Source organism: Leptospira noguchii serovar Panama str. CZ214 (assembly GCF_000306255.2).
In the GTDB taxonomy this organism is placed as follows: domain Bacteria; phylum Spirochaetota; class Leptospiria; order Leptospirales; family Leptospiraceae; genus Leptospira; species Leptospira noguchii.
Genome location: NZ_AKWY02000011.1, coordinates 1 through 18035 on the forward strand (window position 1 = coordinate 1; position 18035 = coordinate 18035).

An 18035-nucleotide genomic window follows, 5' to 3' on the forward strand; every position below is an offset into this window, starting at 1 on the left:
CAATGACTCGGCGACTTCTTTTATCGTAAACGATCCTGAAAGCGTTCGCTTTACTGCTTGTTCTTTAAACTCCGGAGAGTATTTTCCTTTTTTATTCATTTTTCATCTTTACCTCATTTGCTGAGAAAAAGGTGTCCGTTTTTACGTAACTAGGTTAGGCCAACAAAACTTAAAGAGCTCAAAAATATTTGGTTCACTTCATTTCTGACAAAAAAGAACATTATGTACGTTAATATTATAAAGACGGTCAGCCGCTAACTAAATACAAAATCAATGTTAGAGCTTAAGTTTTTAGTATAATTTCAAGTTAGTTTCGAACTTACTGATCTTCCGCTCTTGCCGAAGAGTCAGTGGGACTTCAGGACATTTCGGATCGACATATAAGAATTATATTTCATAAAGCGGCACTCGGGGTAATTGATACGTTCACTGGAAAAGTGTTGCAATATAAGAATCCTATACCAATTCATTGAACGTGGGTTACATGATTTCGTTTCTTTTTGTAAAGGATGTATTGAGTATGATGTGTAAAGTATGTATGGGTACGTTGATATTAAAATATTTATTAATACAACATATTAGACATTATAGGTAGTCAACTAACGCGAAACAAAACCTATTTAAAATAGAAAAAGTTAAACAATAAATTACTAAAGGAACATACTAAAAGTTATTTATAATTTACTTAACTAATCATATCAAAGTGTAAAATTTTATCCTTCCTATTAAAAATAAAGCTTGGAAGCCCATATTCTTAGAAAATATAATATAACTTTTCTTACTCAAGAATTATATTAAGTATCCATAAAATGGTCCAAAAAATTCCAAAGCCCTCCCTGATGTAAATAAAGTGTACGCCCTTTCCATCGTCCGCTTTGAATCAAGGATTGTATTGTATATAAAGATTTGCCGGAATAAATAGGCTCCACAGGGATTTCATATTTTTTATAAAAATAATTACAATATTCTAAAATAATACTATTTTTATATCCAAAACCGCCTAAATTAAAAATTTCTAAAATTTTTTCAACTTCGATCTCTACTTTCGAAAAGCCCAATAAATCTCGTTTTTGCTCCAACCAGTTCAACATTTTCTTTTTGGGAAGACCAGTACTTATTCCATAAATTGGAATCGAATTTCCAAAATACTTTTTTGCAGAAAGAAAAGTAAGACCAGAGCCAAGATCCACAACTAAACGATCATATTCAAAAATTGGAATTTGTTTCCAGACAAAATTTAGCCCGGCTGCCGCTTCCAGACACATTCCATATTCCGGAATTAAAACAGATTCAAATATAATATCTTCTTCTATAACTTTCTGAATATTTAATGATATATCTTTTTTCGAAGACGTCCCTGTTTTAGAAATTTCGATTTTCATCCTTTGATCATTTAGAAACTCTTTTAAAAACAAATCCATATTGATCTGCTCTTTAGAGAGAGTATTTCTCCAATCATGTTTCAAAATAGAATCGATTTGATTTTTTTCACTCTTTACCTCATCGGTCTTTGAGAACGTATTCTGCAAATTAGGTAAAAACTCAGAAAGAATTTGAATTTTTTCCTTCCATTCGTCGCGAGAAGGAAAAATTTTCAATTCGTGAGAATTCCATTTTACAAAAATAGAATTTGCAGTGACCCTCTTTGGATTGCGAGCATAGGCAATCGATCGAACCTGATAGCCAAAATTATGAAATAAAAAACAAAATGCAGCTAACGCATTACTATGTAATTCCCCTTGAAGAAACACACTACGGATATTCTTGCTTTCAAAAATTTTATGAATTCCATAAAACTTTCTAAACTTTGTGCCCATCCCAAAAGCAAGCCTATCGTCTCTCAGAATAGAAAGATAAGATTTTGAATTTAAATTTATATCTCTGGTTTTGATTTTAGAAAAAAGCGAAGAAGATAAATAGGATTGAATAGAACTCAAAATAAAAACTCGATCGAATCGATTTAAAATCGAAAACGGTATTTAGGCATTGATGCAATTTTTGAGAATTTTCACAAAATCATTTTTTAATTTTGGGTACCGTTTTATACGTTCGAGTGATAAGATTTAATTCTTCTAATTTTCCTTATATTAATAAAAACAAAATCTATTTTGCTTAAAAAATTTTTTATTTAGAAAACCTTCATAATATAAAGGTTTCCTTGAATGCCAATCGCAAAATAACAATTTTATGAAGCAAATTGAGATTGAGACGTTATATTCGAATTTTATAAAGACTTTCCTTCATTAAATTGAAAATAAACTCTATCCGTATTTTAATATATCCGCATTATTTTTTAGACTATTTAGAAGTAATACCTATAAATAAAAAATTAAGAGGTAATTTCAATTATCAGGATTCGTTGGTTTATTGATTTTTGAATCAATTATCGCGACTTTTCTTGGAGTAATTAAACCATCTTATTAATTCAATGAAATTCGTAAAATGATTATCAAATATTTTAGCGTTCTAATCACAACATTGCTAATAAGTTAACATAAATTCGATATAAGAAAGCAAAACTAATTCGTCTTTCAACACCGAATCAAAAAAGAAAGATCACGAAGTAAAATTGCAAAACCATTAAATTAAAGAAAAATCCACGGCGCTTTTAGGTTTTCAGTTCCCGGTTTTTAAAACGGCCAAAAATGCTTCCTGAGGAATCTCCACATTCCCAATTTGTTTCATTCTTTTTTTACCTTCTTTCTGTTTTTCTAATAGTTTTTTCTTACGAGTAATGTCACCTCCGTAACACTTCGCGGTCACATTTTTACGAAGTGCGGAAATACTTTCTCGGGCAAGAATTTTCCCTCCCACCGCTGCTTGAATAGGAATCATAAACTGATGTCTTGGAATGAGATCTTTCAATTTTTCGATGATTTCACGTCCCCTTTGTTCTGCTTTAGATCTGTGAACGATCATGGAAAGCGCATCGACCGGTTCTCCGTTTACGAGAATATCCATTTTTACGAGCTGAGAAGCCTTGTAACCCGAAGGCTCATAGTCAAGAGAAGCGTATCCTCTGGTAAAAGACTTTAGTTTATCATAAAATTCGAATATAAGTTCTGCGAGAGGAATCTCATAAGTTAATTGTACCTTATCTTGTGTAAGATAAACAGTATCCAACTGGATTCCTCGTTTGTCCATCGCAAGTGACATGATGTTTCCTACGTATTCGTTCGGTGTGATTACGGTTGCTTTGACGTAAGGTTCTTCCGTGGATTCGATCGTAATCGGTTCCGGAAAACGGGAAGGATTGTCGATTTCTTCCACTTCCCCATTTTTACTTCGAATGATGTATTTCACCGAAGGAGCGGTCGTGATCAGATCCAGATTGAATTCTCTTTCCAATCTTTCCTGAACAATCTCCATATGTAGAAGTCCTAAATAACCAACTCGAAATCCGAACCCCAACGCAATTGAACTTTCCTTTTCAAAAACGAGAGCAGCGTCGTTTAACTTAAGTTTTTCGATCGCGTCTACGAGTTCGTCGAATTGTTCTCCGTTGATTGGAAATAAGCCCGCAAATACCATCGGTTTTGCTTCTTTATAACCTGGCACAGATTCCTTTGTAGGATTAGAGAATAACGTGACCGTGTCTCCAGTCTTTGCATCCGAAACCTTCTTAATTCCGGCGATAATATAACCTACTTCCCCGGTTTCCAAACTTTCTTTAGGAGTTAGAGTAATCCGGTTGATTCCAACTTCGTTGACCGTAAAATCTTTTTCGGTACTCATCATCAAAATCCGATCACCCTTTTTAATTCTACCGTCAAAAACTCGAATTTTAATCACTACTCCCATGTAGGGATCAAAATAAGAATCATAAACAAGCGCCTTAAGAGGTGCGTTCGAATCTCCTTTAGGTGGTGGAATTTGTTTGGTGATTTGTTCTAAAACTTCTTTTACATTGAGTCCAGTTTTTGCAGAAATCGCAACCGCCTTCTGTGGATCCAAACCCAAACTTTCTTCAATTTGTATTTTCGTTTTTTCCACATCCGCAGCCGGAAGATCTATCTTGTTCATTACCGGAAGAATCTCTAAATCTTGTTCCATCGCAAGATAAAGATTAGCCAAAGTTTGCGCTTCCACTCCTTGGCTTGCATCTACAATTAATAGTACACCTTCACATGCCTTTAAGGAACGGGATACCTCGTATGTAAAATCCACGTGACCAGGAGTATCCAGAAGATTCATAATGTATGTATTTCCGTCTTCCGCAAGATAATCGAAAGTGGCATTGTTTGCCTTGATCGTGATCCCCCTTTCTCTTTCTATATCCATCGAGTCTAGGATTTGATCTTTTTTAGTACGATCATTTGTTACTTGTCCGATTTCTAAAAGTCTGTCTGCCAAGGTAGATTTTCCGTGGTCGATATGTGCTATGATCGAAAAATTTCGGATGAATTGTTGTTTATCACTCATGAGGGTTCAATCTGATGATTTTCGGTCCAGGCCCAGCCTGAAAAGCAAAATACTTTTGCAGTAAAATTTGTGGGAACTATTACAACTCTGGGATTTTACAGCGAAACTTAGAATTTGTGGGAACTATTACAACTCTGGGATTTTACAGTAAAACTTAGGATTTGTGGGAACTATTACAAAACCGAATTTTACAGTAAAACTTAGGATTTGTGGGAACTATTACAAAACCGAATTTTACAGTAAAACTTAGGATTTGTGGGAACTATTACAAAACCGAATTTTACAGCAAAACTTAGGATTTGTGGGAACTATTACAAAACCGAATTTTACAGCAAAACTTAGGATTTGTGGGAACTATTACAAAACCGAATTTTACAGCAAAACTTAGGATTTGTGGGAACTATTACAAAACCGAATTTTACAGCAAAACTTAGGATTTGTGGGAACTATTACAAAACCGATTAGAACTTTAAAAATAGCTCCGTTGGATTCAAAAAAATGGCGGAGGGCTCCAAACTTAAAAATAACCAGGCCGTAAAACCCAAGACCAAGGCAGAAACGGTCGGAATCAAAAGATTATCGTCCACAAGACCATTCCAATAAGTACCACAATAAAGTTCCGTAAAAGCAGAAACCAAAATCGCAGGAATTAAGAAAATCAAACTATTATAAAGTACAAAACCTTCCGTTCTCAAAAAATTGGGTTTATCAGAATTTTGGGAAAGATTTAAAAAAACAAAACCTACGATTGTACAAACAACTATAAATGCGATGATCCCTTCTATGGACTTTCCGTTAGAAAATCTACGTTTACCATAAAAAGTTCCAACCCAGGCAGCAGTCGGATCTCCAATCACAAGAAAAAGCATAGATAGAATGGAAATCTCCGGAGGAAATAAAAAGACTACAAACGCACAGGAAAAAAAATAAGGAAGAGTTCCGTTCAATCGATTCTTTTCTTCCTCTTTCATCAAAACCCCAAGGGTTGATAAAAAGAATTTTTGAAAACCAGAAAATCGAAATCTAAGAAATTCAAACAAAGAAACAATACTAAGACAAAATACCAAAGCAATCGTAACCAATACTCTAGTAGCATTCAAAAGTCCGAATGCACCTTGAAAAATGTCCAGATAATAACAAATAGGAAAAATCAACCCAAGAAGATGCCAGAGTTTACGAGCGTAGTTAAATCGAATCGAATTTTTCACTTATATCCTACCTATTTTTCATCGTCATTTTTAAAGCGGATTCTTCGTCCGGAGCAATTAAAAAGAGCCCGTTTAACGCAGCCATTTTGATAGAGTTCCGAGCAGATTCAGTAGGATGAATCAAAACCAATTTATTACGAGAAGTAAAACTCAATTGATTCATCTCTTTCAATGCCTGAATTCCTCGGGAAGAAATCAAACTCACTTCCTCCAGATCCAAAATCACCGGACCAGAACGAATCGAAACCGAAAGTTGTTCTCTGAATTTTTTTTCAGTAAATGAGTTGATAGAACCCTGAAGTTTTATAACCTGAACGTTGTCGATTTTCTCTGTAGAAATGATGATTTCGTTCAAAATCATAATGCTTGGAAAGTCAATCTATAAGTATTTCTTCCCTAAGACAAATGGTTTTTCTATTCTTATCCGTTCTATTTTTGGTTTTAAGGTCTTATTCCTTTTTATTTCCAGGAGCTATCGTTTTAAGTATTTCCGTATTGTTCTATCATAAAAGAGCCAGTTCTTATCAGAATAACGAGCTGATATTTCCACTTTCCATTCTCACTTTAATACTTCTCGCAATTGGCGGGTTAGACGGTTCCACCCCTGGAGATCTACTAGACCTGATTTGTATTCATTGTTCCGGAATTCTATTTCTAAAAGGAGTAGAACCAACTAAATTCGATATAAAAACCGGATTTTTAGAAAAGACAGTTCATAAAATTCTATTTTTACTTTTATGGATCTCAGTATTTAGAACGTGGTGGCAAGAGGACATCTACTTTTGGGAAAAGCTAAACTTTCTTTCCATAATTAAGTCTGGAATTCTGATTTGTATTTTAAGTTTTTTTTACTTACGTTCTCAAAAAATCAATCTCATTACTTCTTGTTTTGTATTACTTTCATTGAGTATCTTATTCGTACAACCTTCTCTTTTGAATTTTTCCTATTTTTATCTTTTTTCATTCTTGCAAACCGACATAGAATCCAAAAAGATCAACGCTGGGATAAATGTATGAAGGTTAAGGTAGCACATCTTTTTCGAAAGATTGAAGAAGTAGACCGAGACATACTCGAACTGGGAAAGATTCAGGAAAAAATTTCCTCAGACCGAGACTATTCTGAAATTCTAAAAGATTCTATTAAAAAAGAAATGAAAAATTTAGAATCAGGAAAGGCCGAAATTCTATCTTTAAAAATTAAAGAAGAATCCGGTAAAATCGGGCTGTTGAAAAATTCAGTCAAATCTTCTCCAACCGAGATGAAAAACTTATACAGCTCCCGAGAAAAAAATTTAACTCGGGAAATTTCTGTAGAGATCCCAGATCCAAAACCTCAGACAACTAGAAAGACAATTCACAAATACTAAGACTCAAGACACAATTTCATGAAACAAAAAACTTTATTTCTAACTATTTTTTCCCTGTTGTGTGTAATCAACTGTAACAGGGATTCGGACGTTCTCGCTTCTTTTAAATCTGGCACCGTAACACGGGAAGAATTGAGAGCTTATTATAAACTACGCGGCATTGAACCAGATCCAAACACCGCTTCGATCGCCACTCAAGCTAAAATTGTAGAAGAAATCGGAATTCAAAAAATTGCAGAGGCCAATAATCAGAATACGAACATAGTTACAAAAGAAGAATATAATAAAATTATGAATTTCGTAGAGCCTCAAGTAGTGTTCAACGATTATAGAAAAAAATTCTCCGAAAAACTGATCACTTCCGGAATGTTAGAATTTGCATTTGGTAGAATTCTTTTCGTAAAAGCGGACCCAGACAAACCACAGGTTAGCGAAGAAAGGGCAAAAACACTTTTTCAAGAAATTCAAAAACTAAAATCCGACCGTGAGATCTCTGAATTTATCGCAAAAAATACAGACGAAATTCAAAGAAAAGCAATCGGAGGAAGACTAGAACCACATTGTATCAACTGCGGAAACGATCCGTTTACTTCAATTCTTAAAGAAGCAGCACAAACCAAAGGAAACTTTATTTTAAAACAACCTTCCGACCCTGATCCATCATCTATCTCTAAACAAACTGCAAAAGACTATTATATTATCAAAGTGGAAAGAATCGAAAAAATTTATCCTAAAAAAATAGATAAGTTTTTTCAAAATGAATTAGATAAGTTAAAAACCCTCGCGGTAAAATACGTTTCTAAAGAAGGAATCACAGAAGAGGAAAAAAACTCTGCCAAATTTTATTCCGACTTAGTTGTAAACGAAAGGGCAAATCAAACCGCAGAACACTACGGTAACCGTTTTTTAAGAGAAGCCTGGAAAAGTGAAATGGATTCGTTAAAGGCAAAAAGTGGTTTGAAAATAGTAGACTTAACTCCCCAATTTATCAAAGATTTAAAATTAGATACAATTCTTTTCGAAGACCAAAAAGGATCTAAATTCTCTTTTAAAGATCTGATTACAGAGTTTAATAAAATCGCTCCCATTCTTCAAAAACGCAAAGGTTCCCTCGAAGAAGAAAAAAACGATCAACTTTCATTCTATGCTCAAATCTATCTTCCAATTCGAATTTCATCGGAATCTAAAGAAATTCAGTCTCTCAAAGATACAAAAGAATTTAAGAAAACCCTTCCATTACTTGGTAGATCCGTCCTTTTTATGCTGATTCGAAATCGTTCCATTGATTCGGAAGTAAATATTACGGAAAAGGAAATCAGAGATACTTACGAGGCTGGTAAGCTCTACGCCTATTCCAAACCTTCTTCCGCAAATCCAAACGAAAGAATTCCTGAAGATTTCGGAAAGGTAAGAGAAAGAATCAAACAAGAGTTAGTCGAAGGTAAAAAACAATCTATCTTTCAAGACTATCTCTCAAAATTAAAGTCCGAAAACGAATTTAAAATCTCATCAGAAAGTTTGAAAGCTGGACAAATCTAAAATTTTAAAAATCCGGTTCTATTAATAGAGCCGGATTTATCTGCATTTTCTCAAATTCAATTTTCATTTTAATCTTTTTAAAACCTTTCAATTTTTTAAAAACGATCATAAAAATTTTCTGTTATTATAATTTTATTTTGTAGAAAAAAACTTTATAAAATCCAAAAAGAACCATTCGTCCAATCAAATTTTTACATAAAATCACCTTTGCGACATCACAAAAATGAAAAAACTATTTTAAGAAAAATTCAAAAGCTTAATTTTCCTGCAAAAAAACAATATGTTAAACTAAATCAAAACGTTAAAAACAAACATTTAGTACAAACTCGAGTTAGTTTTCAGGTTTTTTAAAATTTTGTCTCAGTTTTTCAAAAAAGTCGAAAAATATTTTCAATAAATCTAAATTTTTTTAAAAATATTATTAATTATAAATATTCTAACAATATTATATTTGTTAAAAAATTTCATAATTCAAATTAACAAAATTGCTTCAATCGAACTTTTTCATAAAACAAATGGAAAATTATTATTTCCACAACTCTATTTCAGAATGAACCCTAATGTTACTTTATTCAGAGTCACACAATAAAATACCGTAAATATTTATTACAAAAAACTGTTAGACTTGTAAAACATCAAGAACTCTGTTTTATACAGTTATCAACAAAAGATAACTATAAGTTTCATCATTATATTTAAATTTCATATAAGCTCTATTGTATAAAAATAAATCATTGAGTCTTACTCACTTAAATAAAAACAAATCTACAAATAAATTTCATTTTATAATTTGTTAATCTATTATTACTTTGAACTTAAAACTTATTTTCTATTTTCTACATTTGTCTTATTCTTGATTTGACTTATTTGTCGTAACCCTTTCGGCTTACTAAATCATAAAATTGTAATCTTGTTTAAGCCCATTGGAAATTTTTTCTTGAATTTACGTTTCATTAAAATACTCTTGTGTTCGAGAGGGGAATTGAATGAAAAACCACATATACATGCTTCGAAAAAAACGAGGCATAAAACAATACGATATGGCGAGAGCGCTCGGGGTTTCTCCAAGCTACCTTTCAAAAATTGAAACGGGCAGCCAGGATCCTACCGAAAAATTCAAACAAGCCTGCGTAAAATATTTGAAAACCACTCTTGAAAAATTGTTTAATGAACAACCCGTTGAAGATGTTTATCCTGAATTTACAGAAGGACTCACCAACAGACTCTGGGCAAAACGCAGAGAATTGGGTATTAAACAATACGATATGGCTAAAAAACTAAAAGTATCTACACCTTTTCTTTCCAAGGTAGAATTAGGACTTTTAGAACCGCCAGAAGATTTTAAAAACATGGCGTCTAAAGCTTTAAAAATGAAAAAGGAAGAATTGTTTCTTCAAAAAGTTGAATATTAAAAAATAAGATTACACTCGATAAAAAAGGAAGCAACAAACTTCCTTTTTTATATATTTGAAAAACTTCGATTCGTTTAACTTGTAACCCAAACTATTAACAGCAAGATCGTTTTCGATCATTCAATATCGTTAAACTACAACTACTTTTCCATGTTTATGATCCACGGTTATGTTTTGTCCGTTTGTAAACTTACCGTCCAATATATATCGACTCAGTGCATTTCCTACTTCTCTTTGAATCAAACGTTTGAGAGGTCTGGCCCCGTATTCCGCATCAAAACCGGCTTTAGAAACATAGTCTTTTAATTCGTTCGTAAAACTTACGTTCAAACCGTTTTCTTTCGCCTTTTGTTTCAAACCTTCCAATTGAATATCCGCAATCTTATGAATTACCGAATCCGTGATCGAATGAAACAAAATCACTTCGTCAATTCGATTTAAAAATTCTGGTTTAAAATGTTTTTTTAATCTTTCTTCCACCAATCTTTCTTTTTCTTCCGAAGTATATTCAGAAGATCCCAAAACGTCCGAGCCTATATTTGAAGTAAGAATGATGACTGTATTCTTAAAATCAACGTTACGCCCCTTTCCATCGGTCAACCTTCCTTCATCTAAAATCTGAAGGAAAATGTTAAATACCTCCGGATTTGCCTTTTCAATCTCGTCAAAAAGTATCAAAGAATAAGGTCTCCTTCGAACCGCTTCCGTAAGTTGTCCTCCTTCATCGTATCCTACATAACCCGGAGGCGCACCGATCAACCTGGCTACAGAATGAGCTTCCATGTATTCGCTCATATCGATCCGGTTCATCGCGTTTATATCGTCAAACAAGAATTCGGCGAGTGCCTTTGCAGTTTCGGTCTTTCCAACTCCAGTAGGCCCCAAAAATAAAAACGTTCCTATCGGACGATTTGGATCTGCAATTCCGGCCCTAGATCTTTGTACCGCTTCCGAAACGAGTCTGAGAGCGTGATCCTGTCCAATCACCTTGGTTTTCAAAGCGTCTTCCATCAAAAGAAGTTTTGCTCGTTCTCCTTGAAGCATCTTAGAAACAGGGATACCAGTCCAACGTGAAACTATATTCGCTATATCTTCTTCAGAGACTTCTTCTTTTAAAAGTCTAGAAGCGCTTTCTTGTTTTTTTAGTTCTTCGTTTGCGGCTTCGAGTTCTTTTTGAAGATCGACTAACTTTCCGTAGCGGATCTCAGCCACTTGATTGATCTCTCCTCTTCTTTCGGCTTCCGCTTCTAAATTTTTATATTTTTCTATTTCTTCTTTAATTTGTTTCAAACGACCAATCTTAGATTTTTCTAAATCCCATCTCGCCTTTAGAGTTTGAAAATTCTGTTCTTGTTCGGATAAATCCTTTTCTAGAGTTTTTAATCTTTCTTTCGAAGCGACGTCCTGTTCTTTTTTTAAAGCTTCTCTTTCTATCTTTAGAGATTGAATCCTTTTGTTCGCGCGATCAAGTTCTTCTGGCATAGAATCTATCTCGATCCTCATCTTAGAAGAGGCTTCGTCAATCAAGTCCACCGCCTTATCTGGAAGGAATCGATCCGATATATACCGATTAGAAAGTGTCGCGGCAGCTATCAAAGCAGAATCTAATATTCTAATTCCATGATGTAACTCGTAACGCCCTTTGAGCCCTCTTAGAATAGTTACGGTTTCCTCTACGGAAGGTTCTTTGACATAAACAGGTTGAAATCTTCTTTCTAATGCTGCGTCTTTCTCTATATATTTTTGATATTCTTTTAGAGTAGTTGCACCTATACAGCGCAGTTCCCCTCTAGCAAGCATTGGTTTTAACATATTAGAAGCGTCTAATGCTCCCTCTGTGGCTCCGGCGCCTACAAGAGTATGAATTTCGTCTATGAATAAAATCACTTCTCCGTTCGAAGATTTGACCTCGTCTAACAACGCTTTGAGTCTGTCTTCAAATTCCCCTCTATACTTGGCTCCGGCGATCATAGAACCTAAATCCAAAGTATAAAGTGTTTTATTTTTGATTCCTTCTGGGACTTCTCCTTGAACGATCTTATTGGCAAGTCCTTCCACAATTGCAGTTTTACCAACCCCGGGTTCTCCAATAAGCACTGGATTATTTTTTGTTCTTCTAGATAAGACTTGTATTGTCCTTCTAATTTCCTCGTCTCTTCCTATGACAGGATCTAGTTTTCCTTGTTTGGCGAGTTCATTTAGGTTTTTTGCATACTTTGCAAGTGCATCCGTTTTTCCTTCCGGCGAATCATCCATGATTGTTTTTCCCTTTCTATTTTCCAAAGTAATCTTAAGTAATTTATGATATTCTAATCCTAATTTTAAAAACTCAGTTTTTAATGGCCCGATTCCGTTTTTCATGAGTCCAAGTAAAATATGATCCGTAGACAAATATTCGTCTTTTAATTCTTTTCTTATTTCATCCGCGGCTTTTAAAAGTGAAACTGCAGAACGCGAAAATCCTATATCCGCAGACTTATTTCCCCCTATCTTTGGTTGTTTTCCTAAAGCATTTTCTGTACTTTCCAAAAACGATTTTGGACTCAGATTGAGTTTAGAAATTAAAAGAGGCGCCAGTCCGTCTGGCTGCGATAGAACTTCCTTTAAAATATGTTCTTCGCTGATTTCCGGATTTTCCAATTTTTCGGCAGAAGTTTGTGCGTTATACAATGCTTCATTTAGTTTGGATGTAAGTTTATCTAATTTCATTTTCCAACCCTTTCCAATGAGGTTCTGTTTTTTAGTTTAGAATTTAGACTTTTTGGTCTTTAAAATTTCTCATTTTTTCTGCCATATTGGCATTTTATTTTTCTCCCAGTCCAGAATTTCTTTGTAAAATGTAGGAACTCATACAAAATTTAGATTCTTCGGTAAAATGTGGGAACTCATACAAATTTCTGGTCAGTGCGGCAGGGATCGAAGTAAAAATACTGCAATACAACATGCTCTCAATTTTTATTTTTTCAAATAAAATCTAACTTTCCTGTTGCTTTGCAGATTGAAACGAAGAGCCCGGCCCAGCATTGAGCAAAACTCAATGCTGGGAGCCGCCCAATCCGAATCATTTATGTCTCGTTTTTTACTCAATCCGCTGCTTTTCCTTTGACAGTGAGGAGTTGAAAGTATGTTTTGCAAGTAAACATCATGCAAAAGGAAGTTCCAAAAGAAAGCTGGAAATCTAGAACCGGACTTATACTTACCGTGGCAAGTGGTGCAATCGGGCTCGGAAATTTTATTCGTTTTCCAGGTCAAGCAGTCGCTAATGGTGGTGGTGCCTTTATGGTTCCCTACATTATCAGTTTTATCTTAGTAGGGATTCCGGTTTGTATCACTGAATGGATTATGGGTAGAATGGGAGGCCGCACCGGTCATAGCGCTCCTTTTTTATTTAAAAGTTTCCTTTCTGGTTTTCCTCTCAGAATCGTAGGTGCTATTGGGATCACAATTCCTATTCTGATCTATGTATATTACGTTTTTATTGAGGCTTGGTGTCTGGCCTACTCCTTCGATTTTTTAACCGGACAAATTCAATTCAATGCTAACGGTCAATCCTCGGAATCTCAAATCATCCAAGCAGCCGGTAACTATTATCTAGATCTGACCGGAGCCAGGCATAACGGAGACGCAATTTCGGGTAAAATTTTTTATGCAACGATCACTTGTTTTATTCTCAATTTTGCCTTAGTCTTCCGAGGAATTTCCAAAGGAATTGAAACCTTTGCAAAAATAGCAGTCCCTTTGATGTTAGTCTCTTCCATTATTATTTTAATTAGAGTTCTTACGTTAGACAACATCGATATAGGTCTCGGAAAAATGTGGAATCCGGATTGGTCCGCTCTTTTAAAATCGGAAGTCTGGATCGCCGCGGCCGGTCAGGTGTTTTTTACTTTATCCGCAGGTTTTGGAATCGCTCTCGTTTTTTCTAGTTATCTCAAACGAGATAACGACGTGGTACTCTCTTCTATTTCCGCTGCTTCTTTAAATGAATTCGTAGAAGTTGCCGTTGGAGGTATGATTACAATTCCAGTCGCCTTTTTATTCTTAGGGCCTTCGATCAACGATTTCGGTATGTTCGGTATGGGATTTATCGCTCTTCCATCCGTTTTTTCTCTGATGCCTGGCGGTCAATGGTTCGGCGCCATTTGGTTCTTCGTTCTTTTTCTTGCTGCGATCACTTCTTCGGTTACCATGTTACAACCAGGAATTATCTTTTTAGAAGAATCTTTCGGCCTAAAAAGAAAAACCTCTTGCTTGATTCTATTTTTATTTACCGCAAGTCTTTCTTTTCCAATTATTTATTTCAATCAGAACTTTGAAGCCCTTGAACTCGCCGATTTTTGGATCGGTACCATTTTGATTTTTATCCTAGCAAGTATTCAAATTTTCTTATTCGGTTGGAAGGTAGGTGCTAAAAAAGGTTTAGAAGATGGAAATGAAGGTTCTCATCTAAAACTACCTAAATTCTTTTGGTTTGTAATTCAATACATTACCCCTGCATTTCTACTCGTTATATTCATAGCCTTCTTAATTCAAAACCTTCCCGGTCATTTTGAAAGAATGAGTATAGACTCTATGTTAGCTCAAGCCATCTCGAAGGGAACGTCTTTAGAAATCGCACGTATGAAGGCCTTAGTTGCTAGATTCGTTTTTTTTGGTATTTTATTAGTTTTCAGTTTATTGATTCTTCTAGTACACTATGCTTTGAAATATAAAGAAAAGAGAGTTCATTTAAAATGATGTTTTTAGCGCAGGAAGGTCTAAACTGGCAAGGTATTTCTATCATGGCTCTTTCTCTGTTTTTAGTAACCGGTCTTTCTACGTTCTGCATTTTCAAACTTTTTAAAACTAGAAACCATTGAACCGTTCTTTAGAATATTTTGATAAACTTTCTTCTCTTTGGGATGATTTTGAACCTAGAAAAGTACAAATCCAACTTTCCCAAAAAATTGAAGACTCCCTCTATAACGGAACTCATCTGATCGCAGAAGCGGGCACCGGAGTTGGTAAATCTCTTGCTTATTTAATTCCCGCCGCTCTCATTTCAATTGAAATAGAAGAGCCGGTAGTTATTTCCACGGAAACAAAATCACTTCAACAACAACTTCTTTCTAAAGACATTCCTATGGTTTCTAAAATTTTAGGAATCGATCTAAAAGCAGAAGTCGCAATGGGTGCTTCTAATTACGTTTGTAAACGTAAAATGAATCACGTTTTTAAAGATGGAACCTTCGGCCCGGAGATGATTCCTCATCTGGATTCTTTCAATCAATGGATCAAAACCACCGAGTCCGGTCGAAAACAGGAATTTAATGGAACCGCTTCTTACGATTTTTGGAATAAAATTACAAGAGAAACGGATAATTGTTTGGGAAGAAATTGTCCTAACTTTTCTCATTCCTTTTATTTTTTAGAAAGAGAAAAATGGAAACGTTCTAACATACTTATTATCAATCATCATCTTTTAGCGGCTCATATCGCAAGTGACTTTAAAATTCTTCCGGAATTCAGTAGAATCATCTTAGACGAGGCGCATAACTTTCCTGATATTATCGGTTCTTCTTTCCGTCGGGAAATTCGTTCTTTAGAAATTCAAAAACTTCTACAACAAATCTGGCTTCCTAATAAAAATTCTGGTATTGCCGTTTCGATCGGATCCAACTCTCTCAAAGATTTAGTCACACAGGCTGGGGAAGCTCTGACCGTCTTTTTCAACTCTCTTTCCGGAGAAGTTCCTCTTAATTTTTACAGTCCTCAAAGAATCAAAAGACCTCTGAAATTAGACCGAGGAAAGTTTGCCGGAATTCTTTTTGAAATCGTAGAAATTCTACAGAAACATCTTTCTAAATTATCCAAAGATAACGAGGACATCACTGAAAAAGAATCCGCACTCGTCTTAGAAATGTTAGTTGGAAGATTAGACGAAGTAACTTCCAGTTTAGAAACTTTTAGACAAGTAGACGATACAAATCTTGTCTATTGGATCGAACCTCCCGATCAAAACTCAAAAGAAATCTATTATAAAATTTGTATGGAACCGTTAAGTCCGGATGAAATCATCCGAGATCAATTTGCTTCCAAAATGCAATCGATCGTTTTCACTTCTGCTACTCTTTCTACTTCCGGAAACGATTTTAAATACTTTCAGAAAAAAATTGGGAATCTCAATACCTCCAATCTTTCTGTTCCTTCCCCGTTTCCATATCAAAAAAATGCTCTTCTATATGTTCCAAAAGAAATCAGAGATCCGGTGGCAGATCCAGACGGTTATCACGCTGATTTGGCAAAACAAATTCTCTGGCTCATTGAATTGACTAGAGGAAATACATTCGTACTTTTTACTTCTTTTAAGTCTTTAAAATTGGTCTACGAAGCGATTCGTCCTCACACGGACCTACCTCTATTTTCTCAATCCGATCTAGGACCGGACGGTGCAAAACAAATGTATCTACAAACTCCAGATAGTGTTCTATTTGGAGTTTCTACGTTTTGGCAAGGAATTGATATTCGAGGGAACAAACTTAAATCGGTCATCATTGCAAAACTCCCGTTTCAAGTTCCTAACGACCCTGTTTTAGAAACGAAAAGTGAAAAATTAAAAGAATCCGGGGGAAATCCATTTGCAGAACTACAACTCCCTTATGCCTGCACAGTTCTTAAACAAGGTTTTGGCCGTTTGATTCGTTCCGGAACTGACACTGGTATTGTTTCTATTTTAGATCCTAGAATGTTTACAAAAACGTATGGAAGAGATCTTTTAAAATCTCTTCCTCCCGCTAAATTGATTCAGAATCGAGAAGATTTGAGAAGAGAATTTGATAATCTGCCGAAATAAATAGAAGACTCATTTCTATTTTTAGAGCACTCAGATTTATGAATTTCATAATTCGATTTTTTTTGATCTTTCTTTTTTGGATTCCAATTGATAACTCATTTTCTTTTGCAAGTAAAGATTTTACAGATACTTGGGTGGATTGGAAAAAAGGTGAAATTCAAAAGATTCTATCTTTAAAACTTCCAAAACTAACTTACTCTACAGAAGATTCGGATTGGGGTGCAGAAAATACTGCCAGAAATCTAACCGAAGCGAGAAAAAAAGCGTCTTCTAACGCAGAAGTGGAACTTAAGAAATTTCTCTTTAAAAAAATCGATACTCTTAAATTAGATTCTGATTTTACTCTTCGTGAAAAAATTAGAGAAGATTCTTTTTTTCGGGAAATCTTCAATCAAATCTATGAAATTGAACCCATTTTTACAACGGTTAACTTTGTAGAAAACCGTGCAATCGCTAAAGGTACTATTCAATTTAAAGGAAAACGTGGTATTCTTAATTACGTTTTTCTTTCTTATGAGTCCGAAAATTTTCCAGAATACCCTCCACCTACTTTGGCTGCCGAATTTACTTCCTTAATTATAGACGCCAGACATCTTAAACTAGACGTCGCACTTTTTCCAGAAATACTTTCGGAAGAAGGAAATAGCGTTTATTCTCCTTACTTCGTTTCTAAAGAAAATGTGGTTAATCACGGTTATGTGAGCTACATGAAAACTCCAGAAGAAGCGTTTCGTTCTCAAATCTCTGGAAATAAACCTTATTTCGTTACTGCGTTAGGCGTAACAGGGCACTATCCAGTAAATCCGGTTATTGCAGGAGAAGACGCTAGAAAAATTCTTGCTTCTACTAAAACAAAAGTCGCGCTTAAAAATTGCAGAGTAATTATTTTAAAGGATAAGTAATTTATTTTGTCAGCAGGTACAAGAATTCTCATCGGCATACCTGCAAATTTAGAACCTGTTCAAAAGGCGAAAATTCACTAAGCAAAATAGTTTAGGATCCGTGGGCTAACGCAAGTTCAGCATAAGAATAGATTCTTGTATATTAGAGTTGTTGAAAAATGAATCGCCTTCTATTTTATGGAAACGGTCCATTGAAGAAGTTTTGTTAATTTGAATTTCAACAACTCTATTGCTTAATGTGAATTCGGTATAACGCGCAAGGATCTATGGTGGGAACTCAGCAAAACGATCTTTCAAACTCAGTATCTCAGCACTCTCTCCTCATAGGTCGTTCGACAGATCGTGTTCTATTC

General features: G+C 34.8%; 14 protein-coding genes and 1 pseudogene. 9 read left to right on the forward strand and 6 right to left on the reverse strand.

All coding sequences use genetic code 11. The annotated features are described in order from the left end of the window. On the reverse strand, positions 1-99 hold a 99-nt coding region (locus tag LEP1GSC059_RS21385), incomplete at its 3' end, for a transposase (RefSeq protein WP_155243401.1). A 227-nt stretch (positions 100-326) separates the two neighbouring features. Between LEP1GSC059_RS21385 and LEP1GSC059_RS24820 the strand changes: the two are divergent. Beyond that, positions 327-473: pseudogene (locus LEP1GSC059_RS24820) on the forward strand (IS481 family transposase); the annotation flags it as partial. Positions 474-794: 321 nt separating this feature from the next. On the opposite strand, the gene LEP1GSC059_RS04665 reads toward LEP1GSC059_RS24820, so the two are convergent. The 4 genes from LEP1GSC059_RS04665 to LEP1GSC059_RS04680 form a co-directional block, all read right to left on the reverse strand. Beyond that, positions 795-1892 carry a 1-aminocyclopropane-1-carboxylate deaminase gene (locus LEP1GSC059_RS04665; protein ID WP_420323972.1) on the reverse strand — a complete coding sequence of 366 codons (1098 nt, stop codon included), beginning with the start codon at positions 1890-1892 and terminating at the stop codon, positions 795-797. A gap of 724 nt (positions 1893-2616) precedes the next feature. Further along, complete coding sequence (gene lepA / locus LEP1GSC059_RS04670) at positions 2617-4422, reverse strand: translation elongation factor 4 (protein ID WP_002177699.1); 1806 nt, start codon at positions 4420-4422, stop codon at positions 2617-2619. Positions 4423-4883: 461 nt separating this feature from the next. Beyond that, positions 4884-5630, reverse strand: a complete 747-nt coding sequence (locus LEP1GSC059_RS04675; RefSeq protein ID WP_002177717.1) for a diacylglycerol/polyprenol kinase family protein — start codon at positions 5628-5630, stop codon at positions 4884-4886. A gap of 7 nt (positions 5631-5637) precedes the next feature. Then, positions 5638-5991 carry an STAS domain-containing protein gene (locus LEP1GSC059_RS04680; RefSeq protein WP_002177751.1) on the reverse strand — a complete coding sequence of 118 codons (354 nt, stop codon included), beginning with the start codon at positions 5989-5991 and terminating at the stop codon, positions 5638-5640. A gap of 44 nt (positions 5992-6035) precedes the next feature. Here LEP1GSC059_RS04680 and LEP1GSC059_RS04685 point away from each other — a divergent pair, with 44 nt between their 5' ends. The 4 genes from LEP1GSC059_RS04685 (at position 6036) to LEP1GSC059_RS04700 (ending at position 9948) form a co-directional block, all read left to right on the forward strand. Further along, the gene (locus LEP1GSC059_RS04685) at positions 6036-6647 is read left to right on the forward strand and encodes a hypothetical protein (protein WP_017214223.1); all 612 of its coding nucleotides are present in this window, start codon (positions 6036-6038) and stop codon (positions 6645-6647) included. Further along, a complete protein-coding gene (locus LEP1GSC059_RS04690) occupies positions 6644-6997 on the forward strand; it encodes a hypothetical protein (RefSeq protein WP_002177727.1) in 354 nt (117 codons plus the stop codon). Before LEP1GSC059_RS04685 ends, LEP1GSC059_RS04690 begins: the two co-directional genes overlap by 4 nt. Positions 6998-7015: 18 nt before the next feature. Next, a complete protein-coding gene (locus LEP1GSC059_RS04695) occupies positions 7016-8536 on the forward strand; it encodes an LIC12015 family putative lipoprotein (protein ID WP_017214224.1) in 1521 nt (506 codons plus the stop codon). Positions 8537-9540: 1004 nt separating this feature from the next. Beyond that, entirely contained in the window at positions 9541-9948 is a 408-nt protein-coding gene (locus LEP1GSC059_RS04700; protein WP_002153214.1) for a helix-turn-helix domain-containing protein, read from the forward strand. A 129-nt stretch (positions 9949-10077) separates the two neighbouring features. Here the strand turns inward: LEP1GSC059_RS04700 and clpB are convergent, their stop codons facing one another. After that, entirely contained in the window at positions 10078-12657 is a 2580-nt protein-coding gene (gene clpB / locus LEP1GSC059_RS04705; RefSeq protein ID WP_017214227.1) for an ATP-dependent chaperone ClpB, read from the reverse strand. 435 nt (positions 12658-13092) lie between these two features. Here clpB and LEP1GSC059_RS04710 point away from each other — a divergent pair, with 435 nt between their 5' ends. From LEP1GSC059_RS04710 to LEP1GSC059_RS04720, 4 genes are read left to right on the forward strand one after another with little or no spacing between them, the layout of a single operon-like run. Then, positions 13093-14685, forward strand: coding sequence for a sodium-dependent transporter (locus tag LEP1GSC059_RS04710; RefSeq protein ID WP_017214229.1), 1593 nt, complete (start codon positions 13093-13095; stop codon positions 14683-14685). Then, positions 14682-14807 carry a hypothetical protein gene (locus LEP1GSC059_RS24520; RefSeq protein WP_002177789.1) on the forward strand — a complete coding sequence of 42 codons (126 nt, stop codon included), beginning with the start codon at positions 14682-14684 and terminating at the stop codon, positions 14805-14807. The genes LEP1GSC059_RS04710 and LEP1GSC059_RS24520 overlap by 4 nt, the downstream gene beginning before the upstream one ends. Further along, positions 14804-16780 carry an ATP-dependent DNA helicase gene (locus tag LEP1GSC059_RS04715; RefSeq protein ID WP_017214230.1) on the forward strand — a complete coding sequence of 659 codons (1977 nt, stop codon included), beginning with the start codon at positions 14804-14806 and terminating at the stop codon, positions 16778-16780. Before LEP1GSC059_RS24520 ends, LEP1GSC059_RS04715 begins: the two co-directional genes overlap by 4 nt. Before the next feature lie 38 nt (positions 16781-16818). Continuing rightward, entirely contained in the window at positions 16819-17682 is an 864-nt protein-coding gene (locus tag LEP1GSC059_RS04720; RefSeq protein WP_017214231.1) for a hypothetical protein, read from the forward strand. Positions 17683-18035 lie beyond the last annotated feature (353 nt).